The following is an 18,329-nucleotide window of genomic DNA, read 5'->3' as shown; positions in this document are numbered from 1 at the left end:
CCTCTCAACGCTGTGCCGTCACCATGATGACGCCTCAGCCAGCCAGAACGTTGCCCCTAGGAGTCAAGAAGTGGTCAAGAAAATACGAACATCGAGCGAAGAACGTCGCGACGTTCCGTGCGAGCCCTGAGCGCTCCCGACAAAACGGACGTTCCGCGGCGCCGACCTCCGGGAGCGGGTGGCCGACCTACTCGAACGGGGGCTCGTCGTCGGGCTCGCGCGTGACGTCGGCACCGAGTGCACGCAGGGCCTGCTCGAAGCGCGGGTAGCCGCGGTCGATGTGGTGCACGCCGCTCACGAGGGTGTCGCCCTCGGCCACGAGGCCGGCGATCACGAGGGCCGCGCCGGAGCGGATGTCGCTGCTCTCGACCGGGGCACCGGAGAGCATCGGGACGCCGTGGGTCATGACATGGTGCCCGTCGATCTGGGCATCGGCCCCGAGACGGGCCAGCTCCTGGACCGTGCGGAAGCGGGCCTCGAAGAGGTTCTCGGTGACCATCGCCGAGCCGTCCGCGACGGCGTTGTAGGACAGCGCGAAGGGCTGCAGGTCGGTCGGGAAGCCCGGGTAGGGCAGGGTCGCGACGTCGAAGGCTCGCGGGCGTCGCTCGACGGCGGAGACCCGGAAGCCGCGGCCGGTGACCTCGACGTGGCAGCCGGCCTCCTCCAGGGCGCCGAGGGGGGCCCTCAGGTGCTGGGCGACGCCGCCGACGACCTCGATGTCGCCGCGCGTCGTGGCGGCCGCGAAGGCCCAGGTGCCGGCCGCGATGCGGTCGGACACGACCGCGTGCCGCGTCGGGGCCAGGGCGTCGACGCCGTGGACGGTGATGCGCGACGTGCCGGCACCCTCGAGGCGGGCGCCCATCGAGACGAGCATCTCGGCGATGTCGATGATCTCGGGCTCCTTGGCGACGTTGTCGATCGTCGTCGTGCCGCGGGCCAGGACCGCCGCGGTGAGGATGTTCTCGGTGGCGCCGACGCTCGGGAAGTCCAGCCGGATGTCGGCGCCGCGCAGACCGTTCGGAGCGGTGGCGACGAGGTAGCCGTGCGTCACGTGAACCTCAGCCCCCAGCGCCTCGAGACCGGCGGCGTGGAGGTCGAGCCCGCGCGAGCCGATGGCGTCGCCACCGGGTACGGCGACGTCGGCCTCCCCCACCCGGGCGACGAGCGGACCGAGCACGGAGATGGAGGCCCGCAGTGCGCGTACGAGCTCGTAGTCGGCGCGGTGACCGATGCGCTCGGGCACGTCGAGGACGACGACCCCGGCGGCCGGGTCATAGTCGACGCCCACACCGAGGCGGCGGAGCAGCTCGGCCATGATCGTCACGTCGGCGATGGCCGGGACGTTCGTCAGGGTCGTGCGGCCCACGGCCAGCAGCGCCACGGCCATCAGCTTGAGGGCACTGTTCTTGGCGCCGACGACGGCGACCTCGCCCACGAGGTGGGCACCACCGACGACCCGGAATCGCTCTCTCACCCACCGAACCCTATCGGGGCGCCGACCGACCGACGGACCCTCCGGCGCGGGTGAGAGAGTGGCCCCATGGTCAACCTGACGCGGATCTACACGCGCACCGGCGACGACGGCACGACGAGCCTCGGCGACTTCTCGCGGGTCAGCAAGAACGACGCCCGACTCCACGCGTACGCCGACTCCAACGAGGCGAACGCCGCCATCGGCATCGCGGTCGCGTGCGGGGACCTGCCGGAGGAGGTGAGGGTCACCCTGCAGCGCGTGCAGAACGAGCTCTTCGACGTCGGCGCCGACCTGTCGACGCCGCTGCGACCGGCCTACGACTACCCGCCCCTGCGCGTCGAGCAGCCCTGGATCGACGACCTGGAGACCGACTGCGACCACTACCTCGAGCAGGTCGAGAAGCTCAGGTCGTTCATCCTCCCCGGAGGCACGGCGGGCTCGGCCCACCTGCACCTCGCGACGACCATCGTGCGTCGCGCCGAGCGCTCCGCCTGGGCGGCCGTCGACCAGCACGGCACCGAACCCGCGCCCGAGGGCACCGACGCGAAGGGTGTCGGCGGCGTCAACGTCCTCACCGCGAAGTATCTCAACCGCCTCTCGGACCTGCTCTTCATCCTCGCCCGCATCGCCAACAAGCCGATCGGCGGCGACGTGCTGTGGCAGCCCGGCGGCGGCCGCGTCGAGAAGCCCGAGCGCGCGAAGAAGCACTGACGCGACACGGTCCGGCCCTCGGCACCCTGGCCGCGCACGAGGTCGCGCACTCGGCCGCGCACTCGGTGTCGCCGCGCCGCAGCCGACGCGCGATCACACGCCCGACCACGGCGTCGTCCACACCCCCCAAACGCCTGACGCGCACCGTCCACACCGTCGCTGCGGAGGCGCGACCGACGCCTCGCCGGCGCGCATGCTGCTCGGGTGGACCCCAGACTCCCCGGACCGCTGCACGAGCTCGCCCTGCACCAGCTCGGCGTCCTGACCCGACGACAGCTCCTCGAGGGCGGTCTGACGCAGGCCCAGCTGCGCACGAGGCTCGGGCGAGAGTGGCGGCTGGTCCTTCGGGTCGTCGTCCTGCTGTCCAACGGAGTTCCCTCCGAACAGCAGCGGTTGATGGCCGCCCTGCTCTTCGCCGGGCCGAGAAGCTGGCTCGCAGGCTCCTCGGCCGCAGCGGTTCACGGGATCGCGGGACGTGCGGTGTCCAACCCGATCCTGGTCCTGGTCCCCACTCCCCTGCGCTCCCGAGCTCACGCGTGGGTCCTCGTCCGCAACACGACGCTGCTCGACGAGCCCATCTACCGGCGCGGCCCGCTCCGCCTCTCGTGTCCTGCCCGTGCGGCCGTCGACGCCGCAGCTGCCGCACCGTCGGACGAACAGGCACGAGCCGTCCTGGTCGCCGCGGCCCAGTCTCGCAAGGCACGGCTGAGCGACCTCGCCCGTCGGCGCGACGCCGCACTCGATCCGCTCGCGACCACGCTGGGTCCGGGCGCGGATCGAGACGGCCTATCGCGAGGCGCGGGCGTCAGGGGTGCGCGCGAATGTCGTGGCGACCCCACGCGACCCCTGGCTGGGAGTTCGACCCGTCACGCGACGGTCGTCCTAGGACGACCCTGAGCTGTGATGCTGCGCGAGATCACGCAGTTCGGGTGGCCAAGACGCCGCAGGTGCGCGATCTCGTCCGCGACCAGCGAGCGGGGCGGGCGGGTCAGGCTGGACGGGCGGGACGAGCGGGGCGGGCGGGGCGGGACGGGCGCGGCGGGGCCGGGCGGACGAGCGGACGGGCGGACGGGCGGACGGGGCGGCCGGGCGGACGTGGCCTCAGGCGACGTTGACGTTGTAGCCGGGAGGCGCGGCTTCCTGCCACGACCGCAGTGCGGTGTAGGCCGGGCCCTGCAGGGCCAGCTCGAAGTCGCTGTCGCCGTCGCTGCACGGCACGCGGTTCGCGTCGGGCAGGAGCGGGATCGAGTCGCTGCCGTGGAGCGGCTCAGGGGCCTCGAGCAGCAGGCGCTGGCGCAGCCAGCGGTGCTTCGGGCGCACGGAGACGCCCCCGAGGGCGTACCACTCGAGGGCGTTGTCACCGAACCGGATGAGCCCGAGGCGCCAGCGGTCGGACTCCGAGCGGCGCATGCCGCACAGCGTCAGGGGCAGGCCTTTCGCGATGTAGCGGCGGCGCAGGAAGGTCGTGGCGAGGACGGCCACCGCGACCACCAGCAGCGTGCCGATCACGATCTCGGTCGAGACGAGAACGGACGGCACGCGGGACCTCAGCTCGTCTGCAGTGAGGAGGCGTCGACGTGCTCGGCGACGATCGTCACCACGTCGGAGTCGACCGAGAGGAACCCGCCGTCGACCGTCACGGTGCGACGCTCGCCCTCGAGGGACTCGATGGAGACCTCGCCCTCGACGAGGACTCCGAGCAACGGCGCGTGGCCGGGCAGGATGCCCAGCTCGCCCGAGATGGACCGGGCGCGTACGAACTTGGCCTCGCCCTCCCAGACCTTCCGGTCGGCGGCAACCATCTCAACCTTGAGCGAACTCACGTTTCCTCCGGATCGTGGGGGTGTGATCTGCAGTTTAGTGCCTCTGCAAGGATGCTCCGTACGCGAGGTGGCGCAGGCCGCTCGCGCCGATTCCCCACCCTCCACAGGAGTCCTATCCATGAGCACAGCCGTGTCCGACGCCCTCCTCGAGCCGACCCGCCGCCCGGTGGCCGTCGAGACCCTGACCGACGTCATCGACGCCGAGGTGGCCGACAAGTCCGGACTGGGCGGCGCCGCCGTCAAGGCCGGTTACGCCGCCGCCAAGAAGCTCGGTGGCAACTTCGTCACGAGCGCCACCGACCGCCTGCTCCCGCAGTTCGCGAGCGCCCTCGACCCGTTCTGGGCCACCAAGGGCGAGTCGTCGTTCGGGTCGCACCTCGCGGCCCAGCCCGACGCCGCGGCCGACGCCCTCCTCGCGGTGACCGACGCCAAGGCCGCCAACACCTCGCACGGCTCGGCCGCCAAGGTCTACGGCTCGCTGCGCGGCAAGGCCAAGGGCCACGTCGTGGCGGCGCTCCCCCGTCTCGGCGCCGCCGTGGAGCGTCTCGTCCCCTGACGCGTCGCCCGCTGCGCGGGTCCACCGAGCACGTATGCCGCCGGGCCGGCTCCCCTCGAGGAGCCGGCCCGGTCGTGTGCCCGGGGACGGTCAGGAATCGTCGTGCGGGCGGTCCTCGGCGAGGCGCGGCAGCTCGGGGCCGTACTCGTCGCCGAGGTCGGCGATCGCCTGTCGGGCGAACACCTGCTGCTCGGTGACGACGCGCTCGGAGCGGCCGCGACCGATGAAGGTGACGACCCAGTGCAGCAGCGTCGTGATGCGGTGCTTGAAGCCGATGATGTAGACGAGGTGGACGGCGAGCCACAGGATCCAGGCGAAGAACCCGCTGAACTGCGCCTTGCCCACCGACGCGACGGCCGAGAACCGCGAGATCGTGGCCATCGATCCCTTGTCGAAGTACTCGAACGGGCCCTTCGGCTCCCGCCCCTCGAGCCGTCGCACGATCTGCTCCGCCGCGTAGCGGCCGCCCTGGATGGCGACCTGGGCGACCCCGGGCAGGCCCTTGAGCGCCATCATGTCGCCGACGACGAAGACCTCGGGGTGACCGGGGAGCGTGAGGTCGTCCTGGACCTCGACGCGGCCGGCCCGGTCGAGCCGCGCGCCGGACTGGTCGGCGATCTGGCGTCCGAGCGGCGACGCACTCACGCCCGCGGCCCAGACCTTGCAGACCGACTCGATGCGCTCGCGGCTGCCGTCGCCGTGCTCGACCTCGATGCCGGTCGAGTCGACGTCGACGACCTTCGCGCCGAGCCGCACCTCGACGCCCATCTCGGTCAGGCGCTTGACGGCGCGGTCGCCGAGCTTCTCCCCGAACGAGCCGAGCACCGAGGGCGCCGCGTCGAGGAGGACGACTCGGGCCTTGGTCGGGTCGATCCGGCGGAAGTCGCGCTTGAGGGTGCGCCGCGCGAGCTCCGAGATCTGGCCGGCCATCTCGACACCCGTGGGTCCGGCACCGACGACGACGAACGTCATGAGACGGTCGACCTCGGCCTGCGTCGAGGCCAGCTCGGCGAGCTCGAAGGAGCCGAAGATCCGGCCGCGCAGCTCGAGGGCGTCGTCGATCGACTTCATGCCCGGGGCGTGCCGCGCGAAATCGTCGTTGCCGAACCACGACTGGCCGGCGCCTGCGGCGACGATGAGCGAGTCGTAGGGCGTGACCGTCCGACGGCCGACCGCCGAGTGGGTCACGGTGCGCGCCTCGAGGTCGATCGTCTCGACGTCACCGAGCAGCACCTGCGCGTTGTCCTGCCGGTGCAGCACCTCGCGCGTCGAGGGAGCGATCTCGCCCTCGGAGAGGATGCCGGTCGCCACCTGGTAGAGCAGCGGCTGGAAGAGGTGGTGCGTCGTGCGGGCGATGAGGGTCACGTCGACGTCGGCGCGCTTCAGCTTCTGCGTGCTGAACAGTCCGCCGAAGCCCGATCCGATGACCACGACCCGGTGGCGCGGGGCCTGCTGGGTGGGCGTGCTCACGATTCTCCTTGTCCTAGAGCTGTCCTGGAGCTGTCCTCGAGCTGTCCTGCTCTGAGGTGCTGGGCTCGTCGGCGCTGACGGCTCCACATCAGTCAACACCGTGGGTGCTACCCACATGCCCCGTCGGCGACACCGGAGGCGCCCAGGGGGTGCGGTCCTCGTCACACGGGCGGTGCCGGGGAGTCACGGGGCATCCCCGTCGCGCCTCAGGACGACGAGCTGCGAGCTCTGCGACACGACGCGGTAGTGGGCGACCACCCAGTCACGCAGCGGGTCCGGGTCGTCGACGTAGCGGTGGTGGCCGTAGCCGGGCCAGAAGTCTCGTGCCGCCACCACGCACTCCGGCACGCGTCCGGAGCGCTGCATCCAGTGCAGCACCTGCTGGCTGGTCGAACCGAAGAAGTCCATCCAGACGATGGGGGTGTCGAAGCGGAGGTCCGCGTAGAGGAACGCCGCGGGGTGGACGTAGTCGAGGGCGCCGTCGCCAGGGCGCGCGCAGGCCTGCACCGCCTGCTGGTTGGCCTGCAGGTCGGCGCGGTGCTGCTCGGTGGTGCGCAGGCCCGCGAAGGCTCCGTCTGGGGCGTCCGCCACGAGCGCGGCCGGTGGTCCGTCGCGGAAGCTGTTGAGGGCGTGGACGGTCCCCAGCCCGGCCAGCAGCAGCCCGGCGACGGCCACCTTGGCCGGCCGGGTGCCCACCCACACGAGCGTGGCCACCGTCACCGCCAGCAGGCCCGGGGCGAGCACCGCCCCGGTCGCGCCCCAGACGGGCCCCGAGGAGGTGAAGGCCACGAGGAAGGGCATCCCGACGAGGGTCGGGGTCAGCCCGAGAGCGGCCAGGCGCGCCACCGGACCGCGGTCCCGCGCCGAGACGACGAGCACGGGGAGGAGGACGACGACGAGGACGCTGCCGAGCAGCGGGGTGAGCCACGACAGGACCGTGAACGTGGTGGCCGTGACACCGCCCTGGAGCGCTTGGACCGTCACGGCCGCCACGGCCAGCAGGACGAGCGGCAGCCGCAGACGGCGGGCGGCCGGCACCGCGGCGAGCAGTGAGAGCGGGACGGCCAGCAGCACCCNGGGCGAGCCGGTCCCACCGGCTCGGGCGGTTGGCCTGGTACGCGTCGGTGAACGACATGGTGTCGGACACGTTGGCCACCCCCCAGACCGCCACGGCGACGACCCCGACGACGACGGCGACGACGAGCACCCCGGTGCCGACCGCCAGCACACCGGGTCTCGCCCTCACGGTGCGGAGGACCGCGGTGGCGCTCGCGGCCGGGGACGGCACCCACCTCGACGGCGACACGTCGAGGCGCGAGAGCAGCACGGCGAGCACGGCCAGTAGCGCCGCCCCCGCCGGCGCCGTCACCGGGTGGCTCACCGCCCCCAGCGCGGTCGCCGCCCCTGCCGACACGGCATACGGACGCGCACAACGCACGCACCGGACGTTCGCCCCAACGCCGCAGGACACCGCGAGGAGGTACATCAGCGCCGGCGTCGTGTTGTACGACACGACCTGCTGGTTGTATGCCGCCGGGACGAGCGCCACGGCCAGCGCGCACGCGCTCGTCCCCCGACCGAACGCCGGCGCGATCGCGCGCCAGCACACCGCCCCGACGCCGGCGCACACGAGGACGAACCACACCCGGGAGGCGAGGACGATCCCGTCGAGCCCGACGACGTGCTGCCACGCCCACACGAACGGGACCGCCGGCCAGGCACCGAGCACCTGGACGTTCATCTCGTCCCGGAACGGGACGTCACCCTGCGCGAGACGCAGCGTCAGCTCGACGGCGTGCGAGCTGTCGCTGAGGTCGACCCCGTAGCGGGCGCGGACGATGGAGGCAGCCAGCACGGCCACCGCGAAGATCGGCACCTGGAGACGACGAACGGGGAGGGCCCAGAGGGCACCTCCCCGTCGTCGGGTGAGTCGATCCATCCAGGTCAGAGGTTCTTCTGGATCTCCGCCCACTGGCGCTCGACGTCGTCGAGGCCACCGCACATGAAGAAGGCCTGCTCGGCGACGTGGTCGTACTCGCCGTCGGCGATCTTCGTGAAGCCCTCGATCGAGTCGGCGAGCGACACGGTCGAGCCCTCGATGCCGGTGAACTGCTTGGCGACGTAGGTGTTCTGCGACAGGAAGCGCTGGATGCGACGAGCGCGGTTGACGAGGATCTTGTCCTCTTCGGAGAGCTCGTCGACGCCGAGGATCGCGATGATGTCCTGCAGCTCCTTGTTGCGCTGGAGGATCGACCGGATGCGCACGGCCGTGTTGTAGTGGTCGGCCGCGATGTAGCGCGGGTCGAGGATGCGCGAGGTCGAGGACAGCGGGTCGACGGCCGGGTAGATACCCTGCGACGCGATGTCCCGCGAGAGCTCGGTCGTCGCGTCGAGGTGCGCGAACGTCGTGGCCGGGGCCGGGTCGGTGTAGTCGTCGGCCGGCACGTAGATCGCCTGCATCGAGGTGATCGAGTGACCACGCGTCGAGGTGATGCGCTCCTGGAGGGTGCCCATCTCGTCGGCGAGGGTGGGCTGGTAGCCCACCGCGGACGGCATGCGGCCGAGGAGGGTCGAGACCTCCGAGCCGGCCTGCGTGAAGCGGAAGATGTTGTCGATGAAGAGGAGCACGTCCTGCTTCTGGACGTCGCGGAAGTACTCCGCCATCGTCAGCGCCGACAGGGCGACGCGAAGACGCGTGCCCGGCGGCTCGTCCATCTGGCCGAACACGAGGGCGGTCTGCCCGAGGACGCCCGCCTCCTCCATCTCGACCATGAGGTCGTTGCCCTCACGGGTGCGCTCACCGACACCGGCGAACACCGACACACCACCGTGGTCACGGGCGACACGGGCGATCATCTCCTGGATGAGCACCGTCTTGCCGACACCGGCACCGCCGAAGAGGCCGATCTTGCCACCCTGGACGTACGGGGTCATCAGGTCGATGACCTTGATGCCCGTCTCGAACATCGTGGTCTTGGACTCGAGCTGGTCGAAGGCCGGGGCCTTGCGGTGGATGCCCCAGCGCTCCTTGACCTCGATGGTCTCGCCCTCGGCGAGGTTCATGCACTCGCCGGTGGTGTTGAACACCTTGCCCAGGGTCACGTCACCGACGGGGACGGTGATCGGGCCACCGGTGTCCTGAACGGCCGAGCCGCGTACCAGACCGTCGGTCGGCTGGAGCGAGATCGCGCGGACCATGTTGTCGCCGATGTGCTGGGCGACCTCGAGGTTGATGCGCTTGGTCTCACCGGCGAGGGTGACCTCGGTCGTGAGCAGGTTGTACTGCTCGGGCATGCCGTCGACGGGGAACTCCACGTCGACGACCGGGCCGATGATGCGGGAGATGCGTCCGACGCCGCCAGCGGGCGGGGCCGTCCACGTGGTGTCGCTGACAGTTGCAGTCATGGTGGTCTGCTTCCTTACCTGTGGGCGTTACTTCTTGGCGTCCGCGAGGGCGTTGGCGCCGCCCACGATTTCGCTGATCTCTTGGGTGATGCCGGCCTGGCGGGCCTGGTTGGCGAGGCGCTGGTAGGTCTTGATCAGCTCCGTCGCGTTGTCGGTGGCCGACTTCATCGCCCGCTGGCGGGCGGCGAGCTCGGAGGCCGCCGAGCTGAGCAGCGCGGTGAAGATGCGGTTGCGGACGTACTTCGGCAGGAGCAGGTCGAGGACCTCGGACGCGCTCGGCTCGAAGGAGTACTCCGGCGGGATCTGGCCCTCCTCGTAGCGGTTCACGCTGAGGTCCAGGCTCTCGTCGTCGCCCGCCTCGTCGGCCTCCACGACCTCGAGGGGCAGCAGGCGCAGCACGAACGGGTCCTGCCGGACCATCGAGCGGAAGCGGGTGAAGACGACGTGGATCTCGTCGTGACCGCCCTCGTCGGTGTCCTTGAGGAAGTCGGCCGTGATGCGGTCGGCGATCTCCTTGGCGTTCTCGAACGTCGGGGCGTCCGAGAAGCCGGTCCACTCGGCGGCATAGTCGCGCTTGCGGAACTTGTAGTAGCTCACGGCCTTGCGACCGACGAGGTAGGGCACGACCTCCTTGCCCTCCGCGGTCAGCTTGGAGATGAGCTCCGCGCTCTCCTTGATCGCCGCGACGGAGTAGGCACCGGCAAGTCCGCGGTCCGCAGCGATGATGACGACGCCGGCCCGCTTGGCGGTCTCCTTCGCCGTCGTCAACGGGTGGTCCTCGTTCGTGTTGGTCGCCACCGCGGACACGGCGCGCGTCAGCGCGGTCGTGTACGGCATCGCCTCGGTGGCCCGCTGGCGGGCCTTGACGACGCGTGCGGCCGCGATCAGCTCCATCGCGTTGGTGATCTTCTTGATGGAGTTGACGGACTTGATGCGCTGGCGGTAGATCCGCATCTGCGCTCCCATGTGCTCCGCCTCTCTTGGTCTCTTAAGTCTGTGGTTGCCTGCAGGGTGGGCTCACGCCCGCTCCCGTATGCCGCCCGGCTGGCCGGGCGGCATACGGGATCTGGTCACTTCTGCTTGACGATCTTCGCCTGGGTGATCTGGTCGTCGGCGATCTCGTCGAACTCCTCGTTGCCGGCCTCGAGGCCGTCCCTGCCGGTGCCCCGGAAGGTGAACTTGACCTCGTCGACCACCTTGGACAGAGCCGTCTCGGTGTCCTCGTCGAGCTTGAGGGTCTCGCGGATCGTCTGGAGGATCTTGCCGTCACGCCGCAGCGTCTCGAGCAGCTCGGACTCGAAGGTCCGGACGTCCTCGACGGCGACGTCATCGAGCTTGCCGGTCGTGCCGGTCCAGATCGAGACGACCTGCTCCTCGACGGGGTACGGCGAGCTCTGCGGCTGCTTGAGCAGCTCGACGAGCCGGGCACCACGGGCGAGCTGGGCGCGCGAGGCGGGGTCGAGGTCGGAGGCGAACATCGCGAACGCCTCCATGGCGCGGAACTGCGCGAGGTCGAGCTTGAGTCGACCGGCGACCGACTTCATGGCCTTGATCTGCGCGGCACCGCCGACTCGGGAGACCGAGACACCCACGTCGATGGCCGGACGGACGTTGGCGTTGAACAGGTCGGCCTGCAGGTAGATCTGGCCGTCTGTGATCGAGATGACGTTGGTCGGGATGTACGCCGAGACGTCGCCCGCCTTGGTCTCGATGATGGGCAGACCCGTCATCGACCCGTGGCCGAGGTCGTCGGACAGCTTGGCGCAACGCTCGAGCAGGCGCGAGTGCAGGTAGAAGACGTCACCCGGGTAGGCCTCACGGCCCGGCGGGCGGCGCAGCAGGAGCGACACGGCGCGGTAGGCCTCGGCCTGCTTGCTCAGGTCGTCGAAGACGATGAGGACGTGCTTGCCCTGGTACATCCAGTGCTGGCCGATGGCCGAACCGGTGTAGGGCGCGAGGTACTTGAAGCCCGCCGAGTCGGACGCGGGAGCCGCGACGATCGTGGTGTACTCCAGCGCGCCGGCCTCTTCGAGGGTGCCGCGGACCGACGCGATGGTCGAGCCCTTCTGGCCGATGGCGACGTAGATGCAGCGGACCTGGGCGTCGGGGTCACCGGACTCCCAGTTGCGCTTCTGGTTGATGATCGTGTCGATCGCGACCGTGGTCTTGCCGGTCTGGCGGTCGCCGATGATGAGCTGGCGCTGACCGCGGCCGATCGGCGTCATCGCGTCGATCGACTTGATGCCGGTCTGGAGCGGCTCGTGCACCGACTTGCGCTGGACGACGTTGGGCGCCTGCAGCTCGAGGGCGCGACGCCCCTCGGACGTGATGTCGCCGAGACCGTCGATCGGGTTGCCGAGCGGGTCGATGACACGGCCGAGGAAGTCGTCACCGACCGGGACCGAGAGGACCTCGCCCGTGCGCTTGACGGTCTGGCCCTCCTCGATGCCGGCGAAGTCACCGAGGATGACGACGCCGATCTCGTGGACGTCGAGGTTCAGCGCGAGGCCGAGCGTGCCGTCCTCGAACTGGAGCAGCTCGTTGGTCATGGCCGAGGGAAGACCCTCGACGTGAGCGATGCCGTCACCGGCGTCGGTGACGCGGCCGACCTCTTCGCGGGAGGCCGCGCCGGGCTCGTAGGACTGGACGAACGAGTCCAGAGCGTCCCGGATCTCCTCCGGACGGATCGAAAGCTCCGTCATGTCAGATCTTCTCCTCGGTTTCGACCCGCAGGACGGGCCGGTGGTTGATCACAGCTGGTGGTGGGTGCCTCAGGCACCCATGGCCCGGCGGGCCGCGTCGAGCTTGCGGATGACGGTGCCGTCGATGAGCTCGTCACCGATCTCGACCTTGACCCCGCCCATGACCCGGGGGTCCACGACGGTGTTGACGTGGACCGTGCCGCCATAGATGGCAGCCAGGCCCGCGGCGAGGCGGGCGCGGTCGTCGTCGGTGAGCGGGACGGCCGAGGTGACGGTGGCCGTCTGCTGCTCGCGGCGGCGCGATGCCGTCTCGAGGTACCTCTCGAGGACCCGGTCGAAGCGCAGGCCGCGCGGGGCGACCACCGCCTGACGGGCGAGCACGAGCGTCTCGGGGGCGACCTTCTCCCGCAGGAGCGACGACACGAGGTCGGCGCGCTTGTCGGCGGGAGCCTGTGCGTCGGCCAGGGCCGTGCGCAGGGCCGCGTCGGCGGCGACGATCCGCTCGAAGCGGAACAGCTCGTCCTCGACGCGGTCGGCACGGTCGCCGGCCTCGGCCTGGGCGATGACGGCCTCGACGGCATACGACTCGACCGTGTCGGTCAGGTCACGCTCGGAGCTCCAGCGCTGCGCGAAGGCACCCTTGAGCACGACCAGCGCCTCGGCGCTGACCTTGCCCGCGAAGAGCCGCTCGGCGAGCTGGGCCTTGTCGGCGCCCTCGCGGGACGGGTCGGCCACGGCGCGACGCAGGGTCGCGCTGCCGTCGATGACGGCGATGACCGCGAAGAGCTCCTCGGCCAACCGCGAGCGGTCGGCACCGGCAGCAAGGACGCCGGTGAAAGCCTCGCGGCTCGCCGCCGCTGCTGCGCGTGAGGGTCCCTGCATCAGGCGTCCCCGCCCTGGCTGCCGGCGGCGCCGCCGACCTTCTCGCGCACGACGTCGCCCGACTCGAGCTCGGCGAGGAAACGCTCGACGATGCCCTTCTGACGGGTCTCCTCGTGGAGGGACTCACCGACGATCCGGCTCGCGAGGTCGGTCGAGATGCGGCCGACGTCGCTGCGGAGCGAGACGACCGCCTGCTGGCGCTCGGCCTCGATCTGCTTGTGCGACGTCTCGGAGATCCGAGCCGCCTCGGAGGCCGCGTGCTCGCGCATCTCGGCGATGATCTGCGCGCCCTGGGCCTTGGCGTCCTCACGGATGCGGGCGGCCTCGGAGCGAGCCTCCACGAGCTGCGCCTGGTACTGCTCGAGCGCGGCCTGGGCCTGCGCCTGGGCCTCCTCGGCCTTGTTCATCCCGCCCTCGATCGCAGCAGTGCGTTCGGCGTAGATCTGCTCGAGGCGCGGCACGACCTTCTGCTTCACGACGACGTAGAGGATCGCGAAGCACGCCAGACCGAAGAAGAACTCGAGCGGGTGCGGGATGATCGGTGCCGCGGTGGCCCAGAAGCCGCCCTCGCCGCCCTCGGCGGTCACGGTCACTGCTTGCATGAGGTTCTCCTAGAGAGAAAGACGATCGGTGCTTCGGGCTGCCCCGGAAAGGGGCGTCAGCCCTTGAAGACGAACGCGAGCGCGATACCGAAGATGGCGAGCGCCTCGGTGATGGCCATGCCCAGGAAGGCGATCGGCTGCAGCATGCCGCGAGCCTCGGGCTGACGGGCGACGCCGTTGATGTAGGCGGCGAAGATCAGACCGACACCGATACCGGGGCCGATGGCGGAGAGGCCGTAACCGAGGATGGCGATGTTGCCAGTCATGTTTATTCCATTCCTTCTTGTCTTGTCCGGCTGGCGGTTACCAGACGGGCGGGGGCGAAGCTGGGGTGTGGTGCTCGTGCGGTGGTGCAGTTCGTGGGGCGCCGGAGGCGCAAGGAGACCGCGGCCTCAGTGCTCGTCGGCGACCGCGCCGCCGATGTAGAGGGCGGCCAGCAGGGTGAAGACGTAGGCCTGGAGGAACTGGACCAGGATCTCGAAGAGCGTCATGACGAAGGCGAAGATCCACGTGACGCCGCCGGCGATGACGAGGATGCCGCCGTTGGTGAGCATGTACCAGCCACCCGTGATGAACAGGACGATGAGGATGTGGCCGGCGAACATGTTGCCGAAGAGTCGCAGGGCGAGGGTGACCGGGCGCGTGAAGAGGTCGGTGATGAGCTCGAGGAAGAAGATCGCGGGGATCATCGCCTTGGGAAGACCCGCGGGCACGAGCGACTTCCAGTAGCCGATGAAGCCGTGCTTGCGCATGCCGACGACGTGGAAGACGACCCAGACGATGAGCGACAGCGCGATCGGGAAGCCGATACGGCTCATCGTCGGGTAGCTCATCGGCGGGATGACGCCGAACAGGTTGTTGACGAGGATCGTCGTGAAGAGCGCGAAGAGCAGCGGGACGAACCGCATGAACTCCTTGCTGCCGATGAGGTCCTTGGCGATGCCGTTGCGCACGAGGCCGTAGACGGCCTCCGTGCCCATCTGGCCGCGGCCGGGCACGAGAGCCTTCTTCTTCGTCGTGGCGAGCAGGAACCACGCGACAAGGCCGGTGGCCAGGACCATGAGCAGGATCGGGCGGGTGATCGCGAACGGCCCGTCGGTCCCGAAGAGGGGCTGCCAGAACTCCTCGATGCCGGGGGCGGTGTAGTCCGTCGGGGCGGCGGCCACGATGCTCACGGGTTACTCCTTTGTAGGTTCTGGGCACTTCGGCTGACGACCTGCGTCAGGGATGGAGAGTCGGTGCTCGGGAGCGGGCTCCCGGTGGGGCTCCAGGTCGGCGGGCCGGCGGGCGACGCGCTGACGTGCGGCACGGGGGCCGTCGGGCTCAATGGGTACCGTATCGGAACCAGATCAGGTAGAGCGACAGGGCCATTCCACCTACGATCCCTACCCCGACGAGCCAGGTCGTGCCCAGCCAGTGGTCGGCCAAGGCACCGAGACCGCCGTAGATGAGCGGACCCGTGAGCATGTACGCGACGGCACGCCAGGCGGAGTCCTGCTCTCGGCTGTTGAACCGCCGCAGCTCCTCGGCCTTGTCCTCGGCGGTCGGTTCGGTCGGCTCCGACGGCTCGGGCGTCGTGGGTGTGGTCATGTCGACCTCCGGTGTCACGGCTCATCACGCGGCTCCCGGTGGGGATCCGCCTCGGGCGCCGCGTCGGCCGACGTCTCGGACGTGGCGTCGAGCGAGGCCGCGCCGTCGGGGTCGTACGCGAAGATCCTCAGCCGCTTGTAGGCGCGCATCTCGAAGAAGAGCCAGACGACGGCGCACACCGTGATCGACAGGCCGATCGCGAAGCCCGAGGCCCACGTCACGTCGCGCAGGGCGAACATGACGACGCCGAGCACCAGCACCTTGAAGGTGTAGGTGGCCATGACGATCATCATCGTCGTCGTGGGCGGCAGGTCGGCCGTGCGCTTCATGACGAGGAGCGTCAGGCTGAAGAAGAAGAGGACGATCGCGGCGCCGAGCGCAGCCGACCAGGCGGCCTTGGGGCTCGAGAAGAGCCCGACCACGACGCAGACGAGACCGGCCACGGCCGTCGGCAGCAGGGAGCCCCGGAGGAGCTGCGCGAAGGCATCTGACTGTGATGCGTCGCGTGCCGGTGTGGCGCTCAAGAAAACCTGCCTGGGTGCGTCGTGAGGCGTAGTGCGGGCGGGGTTCGGGCTGATCCGGATGATGCTCGGATCGGTTGTGCGGAAAGGACTTCCGAGCTCCTGTGGTGGTCTTCCCAGACTCCCCTCAGGTGCTTGTGAATGCTATCACAAGCGTTCGGACGGCCTCCACCGCGGCAGCCAGACGGTGAGCACGACACCCATCGCGGCGGCCGCCCCCACGACCGCGAGCGGACGGGGGCCGTCCCAGATGACGAAGGACACCGAACCGAGGGCCACGATGGCGGCCCACAGGTAGAGGATCAGCACGGCCCGGCGGTGGCCGTGGCCGATGCGCAGCATGCGGTGGTGCAGGTGCATCGCGTCGGGATGCCACGGTCGCTGGCCCGCGCGGGTCCGTCGGACGACGGCCAGCAGCATGTCGAGCAGCGGCAGCAGCAGCACCGCGAGCGGGACGAGGATCGGCAGGAACGCGGCGGAGACGTCGTTGGCGCTGACCTGTCCGGGGTCGACGTTGCCCGTCAGGGTGATCGTCGCCGCCGAGAGCAGCAGGCCGAGCGTCAGCGCCCCGGAGTCGCCCATGAAGAGCCGGGCCGGGTGGAAGTTGTGCGGCAGGAAGCCCGCACAGCACCCGACGAGGGCGGCCGAGATGAAGGTCGCCGTGGAGAAGACGTTGGCCGGGACGAACGAGCGGGAGACGATGTAGCTGTAGACGAAGAACGCGAAGGACGCGATGCCGACGACACCGGCGGCGAGCCCGTCGAGCCCGTCGATGAAGTTCACGGCGTTCGTCGACGCGATGACGACGAGCACCGTGAAGAGCACGAGCACGGGTGTCGGCAGGATGGTCGTGCCGAAGATCGGCAGCGACAGCAGCTGCACCCCGGTGTAGGCCATCAGGCCCGCGGCGAGCATCTGTCCCGCCAGCTTCGTCAGCCAGTCGAGCTCGCGGATGTCGTCGAAGGCCCCGAGCAGGCACACGATGCCGGCGGCGACGACGACGCCGAAGATCTGCTTCGTCGAGAAGAGCGTGCCGAGGTAGGGCAGCGCCCGCGCCACGAGTGCTGCCGCGACGAAGCCGATGTAGATGCCCACTCCCCCGAGCCGCGGGATCGGCGTCTTGTGGACGTCACGCTCCCGGACCGCCGTGAAGGCGCCCGTCGCCACGGCGAGGCTCCGGACGAAGGGTGTGGCGAGGTACGTGACCGCAGCGGCCACGATGAGGACGAGGACGTACTCGTGCACCTACCGACCTTCGCTCGGGCGCCGACGCTGGCGAGTGGGAATGACTCAGCGAGGGTATGCGGGGAAGCGCGTCACGAGGTCGGTGACCTCCGCGCGCACGTCCTTGCTCACCGCGTGCTCGGGGTCGGCGTCGCCCTGGGTCACGGCCTTGTGGATGAGCGTGGCGATCTGCTTCATCTCCTCCAGGCCCATGCCCTGGGTCGTGACCGACGGCGTGCCGACCCGGATGCCCGAGGCGATGTTGGGCTTCTGCGGGTCGAAGGGGATGGCGTTCTTGTTGAGCACGATGCCGGCCGCGTCGGCCCGCTCCTCGGCCTCCTTGCCCGTGACGCCGACGCCCTGGAGGTCGAGCAGGGACAGGTGGGTGTCGGTGCCGCCCGTCGTCGGTCGGATGCCGACCTCGAGCAGGCTCGCCGCGAGCTGCCGGCTGTTGGCGATGACGTCCTTGGCGTACTGGGCGTACTCGGGGGTCGCGGCCTCCTTGAAGTTGACCGCCTTGGCCGCGATGGTGTGCATCTGCGGACCGCCCTGCATCATCGGGAAGATCGCCTTGTCCATCGCGGCGGCGTGCTCGGCCTTGCACACGAGGGCGCCGGAGCGGGGACCACGCAGGACCTTGTGCGTCGTGAACGTCACGACGTCGGCGTACGGAACGGGCGACGGGATCGCCTTGCCCGCCACGAGACCGATGAAGTGGGCGGCGTCGACCCAGAGGATCGCGCCGACCTCGTCGGCGACCGCTCGGAAGCGCTCGAAGTCGATGAGCCGCGGGATGGCCGAGCCACCGGCACAGATGACCTTGGGACGGTGCTCGCGGGCGAGCGCCTCGACCTGGTCGTAGTCGATGTCCTCGCTCTGCTTGTCGACCCCGTAGTGGACGGCGTTGAACCACTTGCCGGAGAAGGAGACCTTCGTGCCGTGGGTCAGGTGGCCTCCCATCGGCAGCGCCATCGCGAGGATGGTGTCGCCGGGCGCCATGAAGGCGCCGTAGACAGCCTGGTTGGCGCTCGCGCCGGAGTGGGCCTGGACGTTGGCGTGGTCGGCCCCGAAGAGTGCCTTGGCCCGCTCGATCGCGATGGTCTCGGCCTTGTCGACCTCGGAGCAGCCGCCGTAGTAGCGGCGACCCGGATAGCCCTCGGCGTACTTGTTGGACAGCGTCGACCCGAGGGCCGTCAGCACGGCGGGCGAGCTGATGTTCTCGCTCGCGATGAGCTGCAGTCCGCCGCGGATGCGGTCGAGCTCGGACAGGAGCACCCCCGCGATGTCGGGGTCGAAGGACTGCAGGGCACCGAAGTCGGAGCCGTAGAACGTGTCGTCAGCCATGGGAGTTCTCCGGGTGGGTCGGGAG

At 70.1% G+C, this 18,329-nt stretch carries 18 protein-coding genes; 3 read left to right on the top strand and 15 right to left on the bottom strand.

What is annotated here, in order from left to right; all coding sequences use genetic code 11:
• Positions 1-187 precede the first annotated feature (187 nt).
• Positions 188-1,474 (bottom strand): UDP-N-acetylglucosamine 1-carboxyvinyltransferase, encoded by a 1,287-nt coding sequence (gene murA, locus ASG96_RS08995; RefSeq protein ID WP_056753489.1) that lies wholly within the window; start codon positions 1,472-1,474, stop codon positions 188-190.
• 66 nt (positions 1,475-1,540) lie between these two features.
• On the opposite strand from murA, the gene ASG96_RS08990 reads away from it, so the two are divergent.
• On the top strand, positions 1,541-2,185 hold the full coding sequence (locus ASG96_RS08990) for a cob(I)yrinic acid a,c-diamide adenosyltransferase (protein ID WP_057587772.1): 645 nt from the start codon (positions 1,541-1,543) through the stop codon (positions 2,183-2,185).
• 204 nt (positions 2,186-2,389) lie between these two features.
• Complete coding sequence (locus ASG96_RS08985; RefSeq protein ID WP_057587771.1) at positions 2,390-3,082, top strand: hypothetical protein; 693 nt, start codon at positions 2,390-2,392, stop codon at positions 3,080-3,082.
• Positions 3,083-3,286: 204 nt separating this feature from the next.
• Here the strand turns inward: ASG96_RS08985 and ASG96_RS08980 are convergent, their stop codons facing one another.
• The gene (locus tag ASG96_RS08980) at positions 3,287-3,724 is read right to left on the bottom strand and encodes a DUF2550 domain-containing protein (protein WP_056753484.1); all 438 of its coding nucleotides are present in this window, start codon (positions 3,722-3,724) and stop codon (positions 3,287-3,289) included.
• Positions 3,725-3,732: 8 nt separating this feature from the next.
• Positions 3,733-4,008 (bottom strand): F0F1 ATP synthase subunit epsilon, encoded by a 276-nt coding sequence (locus tag ASG96_RS08975; protein ID WP_056753482.1) that lies wholly within the window; start codon positions 4,006-4,008, stop codon positions 3,733-3,735.
• A gap of 118 nt (positions 4,009-4,126) precedes the next feature.
• On the opposite strand from ASG96_RS08975, the gene ASG96_RS08970 reads away from it, so the two are divergent.
• Positions 4,127-4,564: a hypothetical protein gene (locus ASG96_RS08970; RefSeq protein ID WP_200962668.1), complete on the top strand. Its 438-nt coding sequence runs from the start codon at positions 4,127-4,129 to the stop codon at positions 4,562-4,564.
• Between the two features lie 90 nt (positions 4,565-4,654).
• Here the strand turns inward: ASG96_RS08970 and ASG96_RS08965 are convergent, their stop codons facing one another.
• The 12 genes from ASG96_RS08965 to glyA form a co-directional block, all read right to left on the bottom strand.
• A complete protein-coding gene (locus ASG96_RS08965; protein WP_057587770.1) occupies positions 4,655-6,034 on the bottom strand; it encodes an NAD(P)/FAD-dependent oxidoreductase in 1,380 nt (459 codons plus the stop codon).
• 1,944 nt (positions 6,035-7,978) lie between these two features.
• The gene (gene atpD / locus ASG96_RS08950) at positions 7,979-9,439 is read right to left on the bottom strand and encodes a F0F1 ATP synthase subunit beta (RefSeq protein ID WP_056753470.1); all 1,461 of its coding nucleotides are present in this window, start codon (positions 9,437-9,439) and stop codon (positions 7,979-7,981) included.
• A 27-nt stretch (positions 9,440-9,466) separates the two neighbouring features.
• Positions 9,467-10,405: a F0F1 ATP synthase subunit gamma gene (locus tag ASG96_RS08945; RefSeq protein WP_056753468.1), complete on the bottom strand. Its 939-nt coding sequence runs from the start codon at positions 10,403-10,405 to the stop codon at positions 9,467-9,469.
• A 104-nt stretch (positions 10,406-10,509) separates the two neighbouring features.
• Entirely contained in the window at positions 10,510-12,141 is a 1,632-nt protein-coding gene (gene atpA / locus ASG96_RS08940) for a F0F1 ATP synthase subunit alpha (protein WP_056753466.1), read from the bottom strand.
• 69 nt (positions 12,142-12,210) lie between these two features.
• Positions 12,211-13,023 (bottom strand): F0F1 ATP synthase subunit delta, encoded by an 813-nt coding sequence (locus tag ASG96_RS08935; protein ID WP_056753463.1) that lies wholly within the window; start codon positions 13,021-13,023, stop codon positions 12,211-12,213.
• Positions 13,023-13,625 (bottom strand): F0F1 ATP synthase subunit B, encoded by a 603-nt coding sequence (locus ASG96_RS08930; RefSeq protein WP_057587767.1) that lies wholly within the window; start codon positions 13,623-13,625, stop codon positions 13,023-13,025. Before ASG96_RS08930 ends, ASG96_RS08935 begins: the two co-directional genes overlap by 1 nt.
• Before the next feature lie 56 nt (positions 13,626-13,681).
• Positions 13,682-13,891, bottom strand: coding sequence for an ATP synthase F0 subunit C (gene atpE / locus ASG96_RS08925; protein ID WP_020142944.1), 210 nt, complete (start codon positions 13,889-13,891; stop codon positions 13,682-13,684).
• 126 nt (positions 13,892-14,017) lie between these two features.
• On the bottom strand, positions 14,018-14,800 hold the full coding sequence (atpB, locus tag ASG96_RS08920) for a F0F1 ATP synthase subunit A (protein WP_056753459.1): 783 nt from the start codon (positions 14,798-14,800) through the stop codon (positions 14,018-14,020).
• A 148-nt stretch (positions 14,801-14,948) separates the two neighbouring features.
• Positions 14,949-15,215 carry an AtpZ/AtpI family protein gene (locus tag ASG96_RS08915; protein WP_200958549.1) on the bottom strand — a complete coding sequence of 89 codons (267 nt, stop codon included), beginning with the start codon at positions 15,213-15,215 and terminating at the stop codon, positions 14,949-14,951.
• A 14-nt stretch (positions 15,216-15,229) separates the two neighbouring features.
• Positions 15,230-15,739: a hypothetical protein gene (locus tag ASG96_RS08910; protein WP_056753457.1), complete on the bottom strand. Its 510-nt coding sequence runs from the start codon at positions 15,737-15,739 to the stop codon at positions 15,230-15,232.
• 144 nt (positions 15,740-15,883) lie between these two features.
• Positions 15,884-16,981, bottom strand: coding sequence for a glycosyltransferase family 4 protein (locus ASG96_RS08905; protein ID WP_056753455.1), 1,098 nt, complete (start codon positions 16,979-16,981; stop codon positions 15,884-15,886).
• 45 nt (positions 16,982-17,026) lie between these two features.
• Entirely contained in the window at positions 17,027-18,304 is a 1,278-nt protein-coding gene (glyA, locus tag ASG96_RS08900; protein WP_057587766.1) for a serine hydroxymethyltransferase, read from the bottom strand.
• Positions 18,305-18,329: the final 25 nt, after the last annotated feature.

Source organism: Terrabacter sp. Soil810 (genome assembly GCF_001429645.1).
Taxonomy (GTDB): domain Bacteria; phylum Actinomycetota; class Actinomycetes; order Actinomycetales; family Dermatophilaceae; genus Terrabacter.
Note: the sequence above shows the minus strand (reverse complement) of the source record. Positions and strands in the feature narration are given on the sequence as shown.

Bases quoted from the DNA above. Each gene is read 5' to 3' on its own strand.
- ASG96_RS08990 (WP_057587772.1), top strand. From the start codon at position 1,541: ATGGTCAACCTGACGCGGATCTACACGCGCACCGGCGACGACGGCACG.
- ASG96_RS08970 (WP_200962668.1), top strand. From the start codon at position 4,127: ATGAGCACAGCCGTGTCCGACGCCCTCCTCGAGCCGACCCGCCGCCCG.
- atpD (WP_056753470.1), bottom strand. From the start codon at position 9,439: ATGACTGCAACTGTCAGCGACACCACGTGGACGGCCCCGCCCGCTGGC.
- ASG96_RS08945 (WP_056753468.1), bottom strand. From the start codon at position 10,405: ATGGGAGCGCAGATGCGGATCTACCGCCAGCGCATCAAGTCCGTCAAC.
- atpA (WP_056753466.1), bottom strand. From the start codon at position 12,141: ATGACGGAGCTTTCGATCCGTCCGGAGGAGATCCGGGACGCTCTGGAC.
- ASG96_RS08935 (WP_056753463.1), bottom strand. From the start codon at position 13,023: ATGCAGGGACCCTCACGCGCAGCAGCGGCGGCGAGCCGCGAGGCTTTC.
- ASG96_RS08930 (WP_057587767.1), bottom strand. From the start codon at position 13,625: ATGCAAGCAGTGACCGTGACCGCCGAGGGCGGCGAGGGCGGCTTCTGG.
- atpE (WP_020142944.1), bottom strand. From the start codon at position 13,891: ATGACTGGCAACATCGCCATCCTCGGTTACGGCCTCTCCGCCATCGGC.
- ASG96_RS08915 (WP_200958549.1), bottom strand. From the start codon at position 15,215: ATGACCACACCCACGACGCCCGAGCCGTCGGAGCCGACCGAACCGACC.
- glyA (WP_057587766.1), bottom strand. From the start codon at position 18,304: ATGGCTGACGACACGTTCTACGGCTCCGACTTCGGTGCCCTGCAGTCC.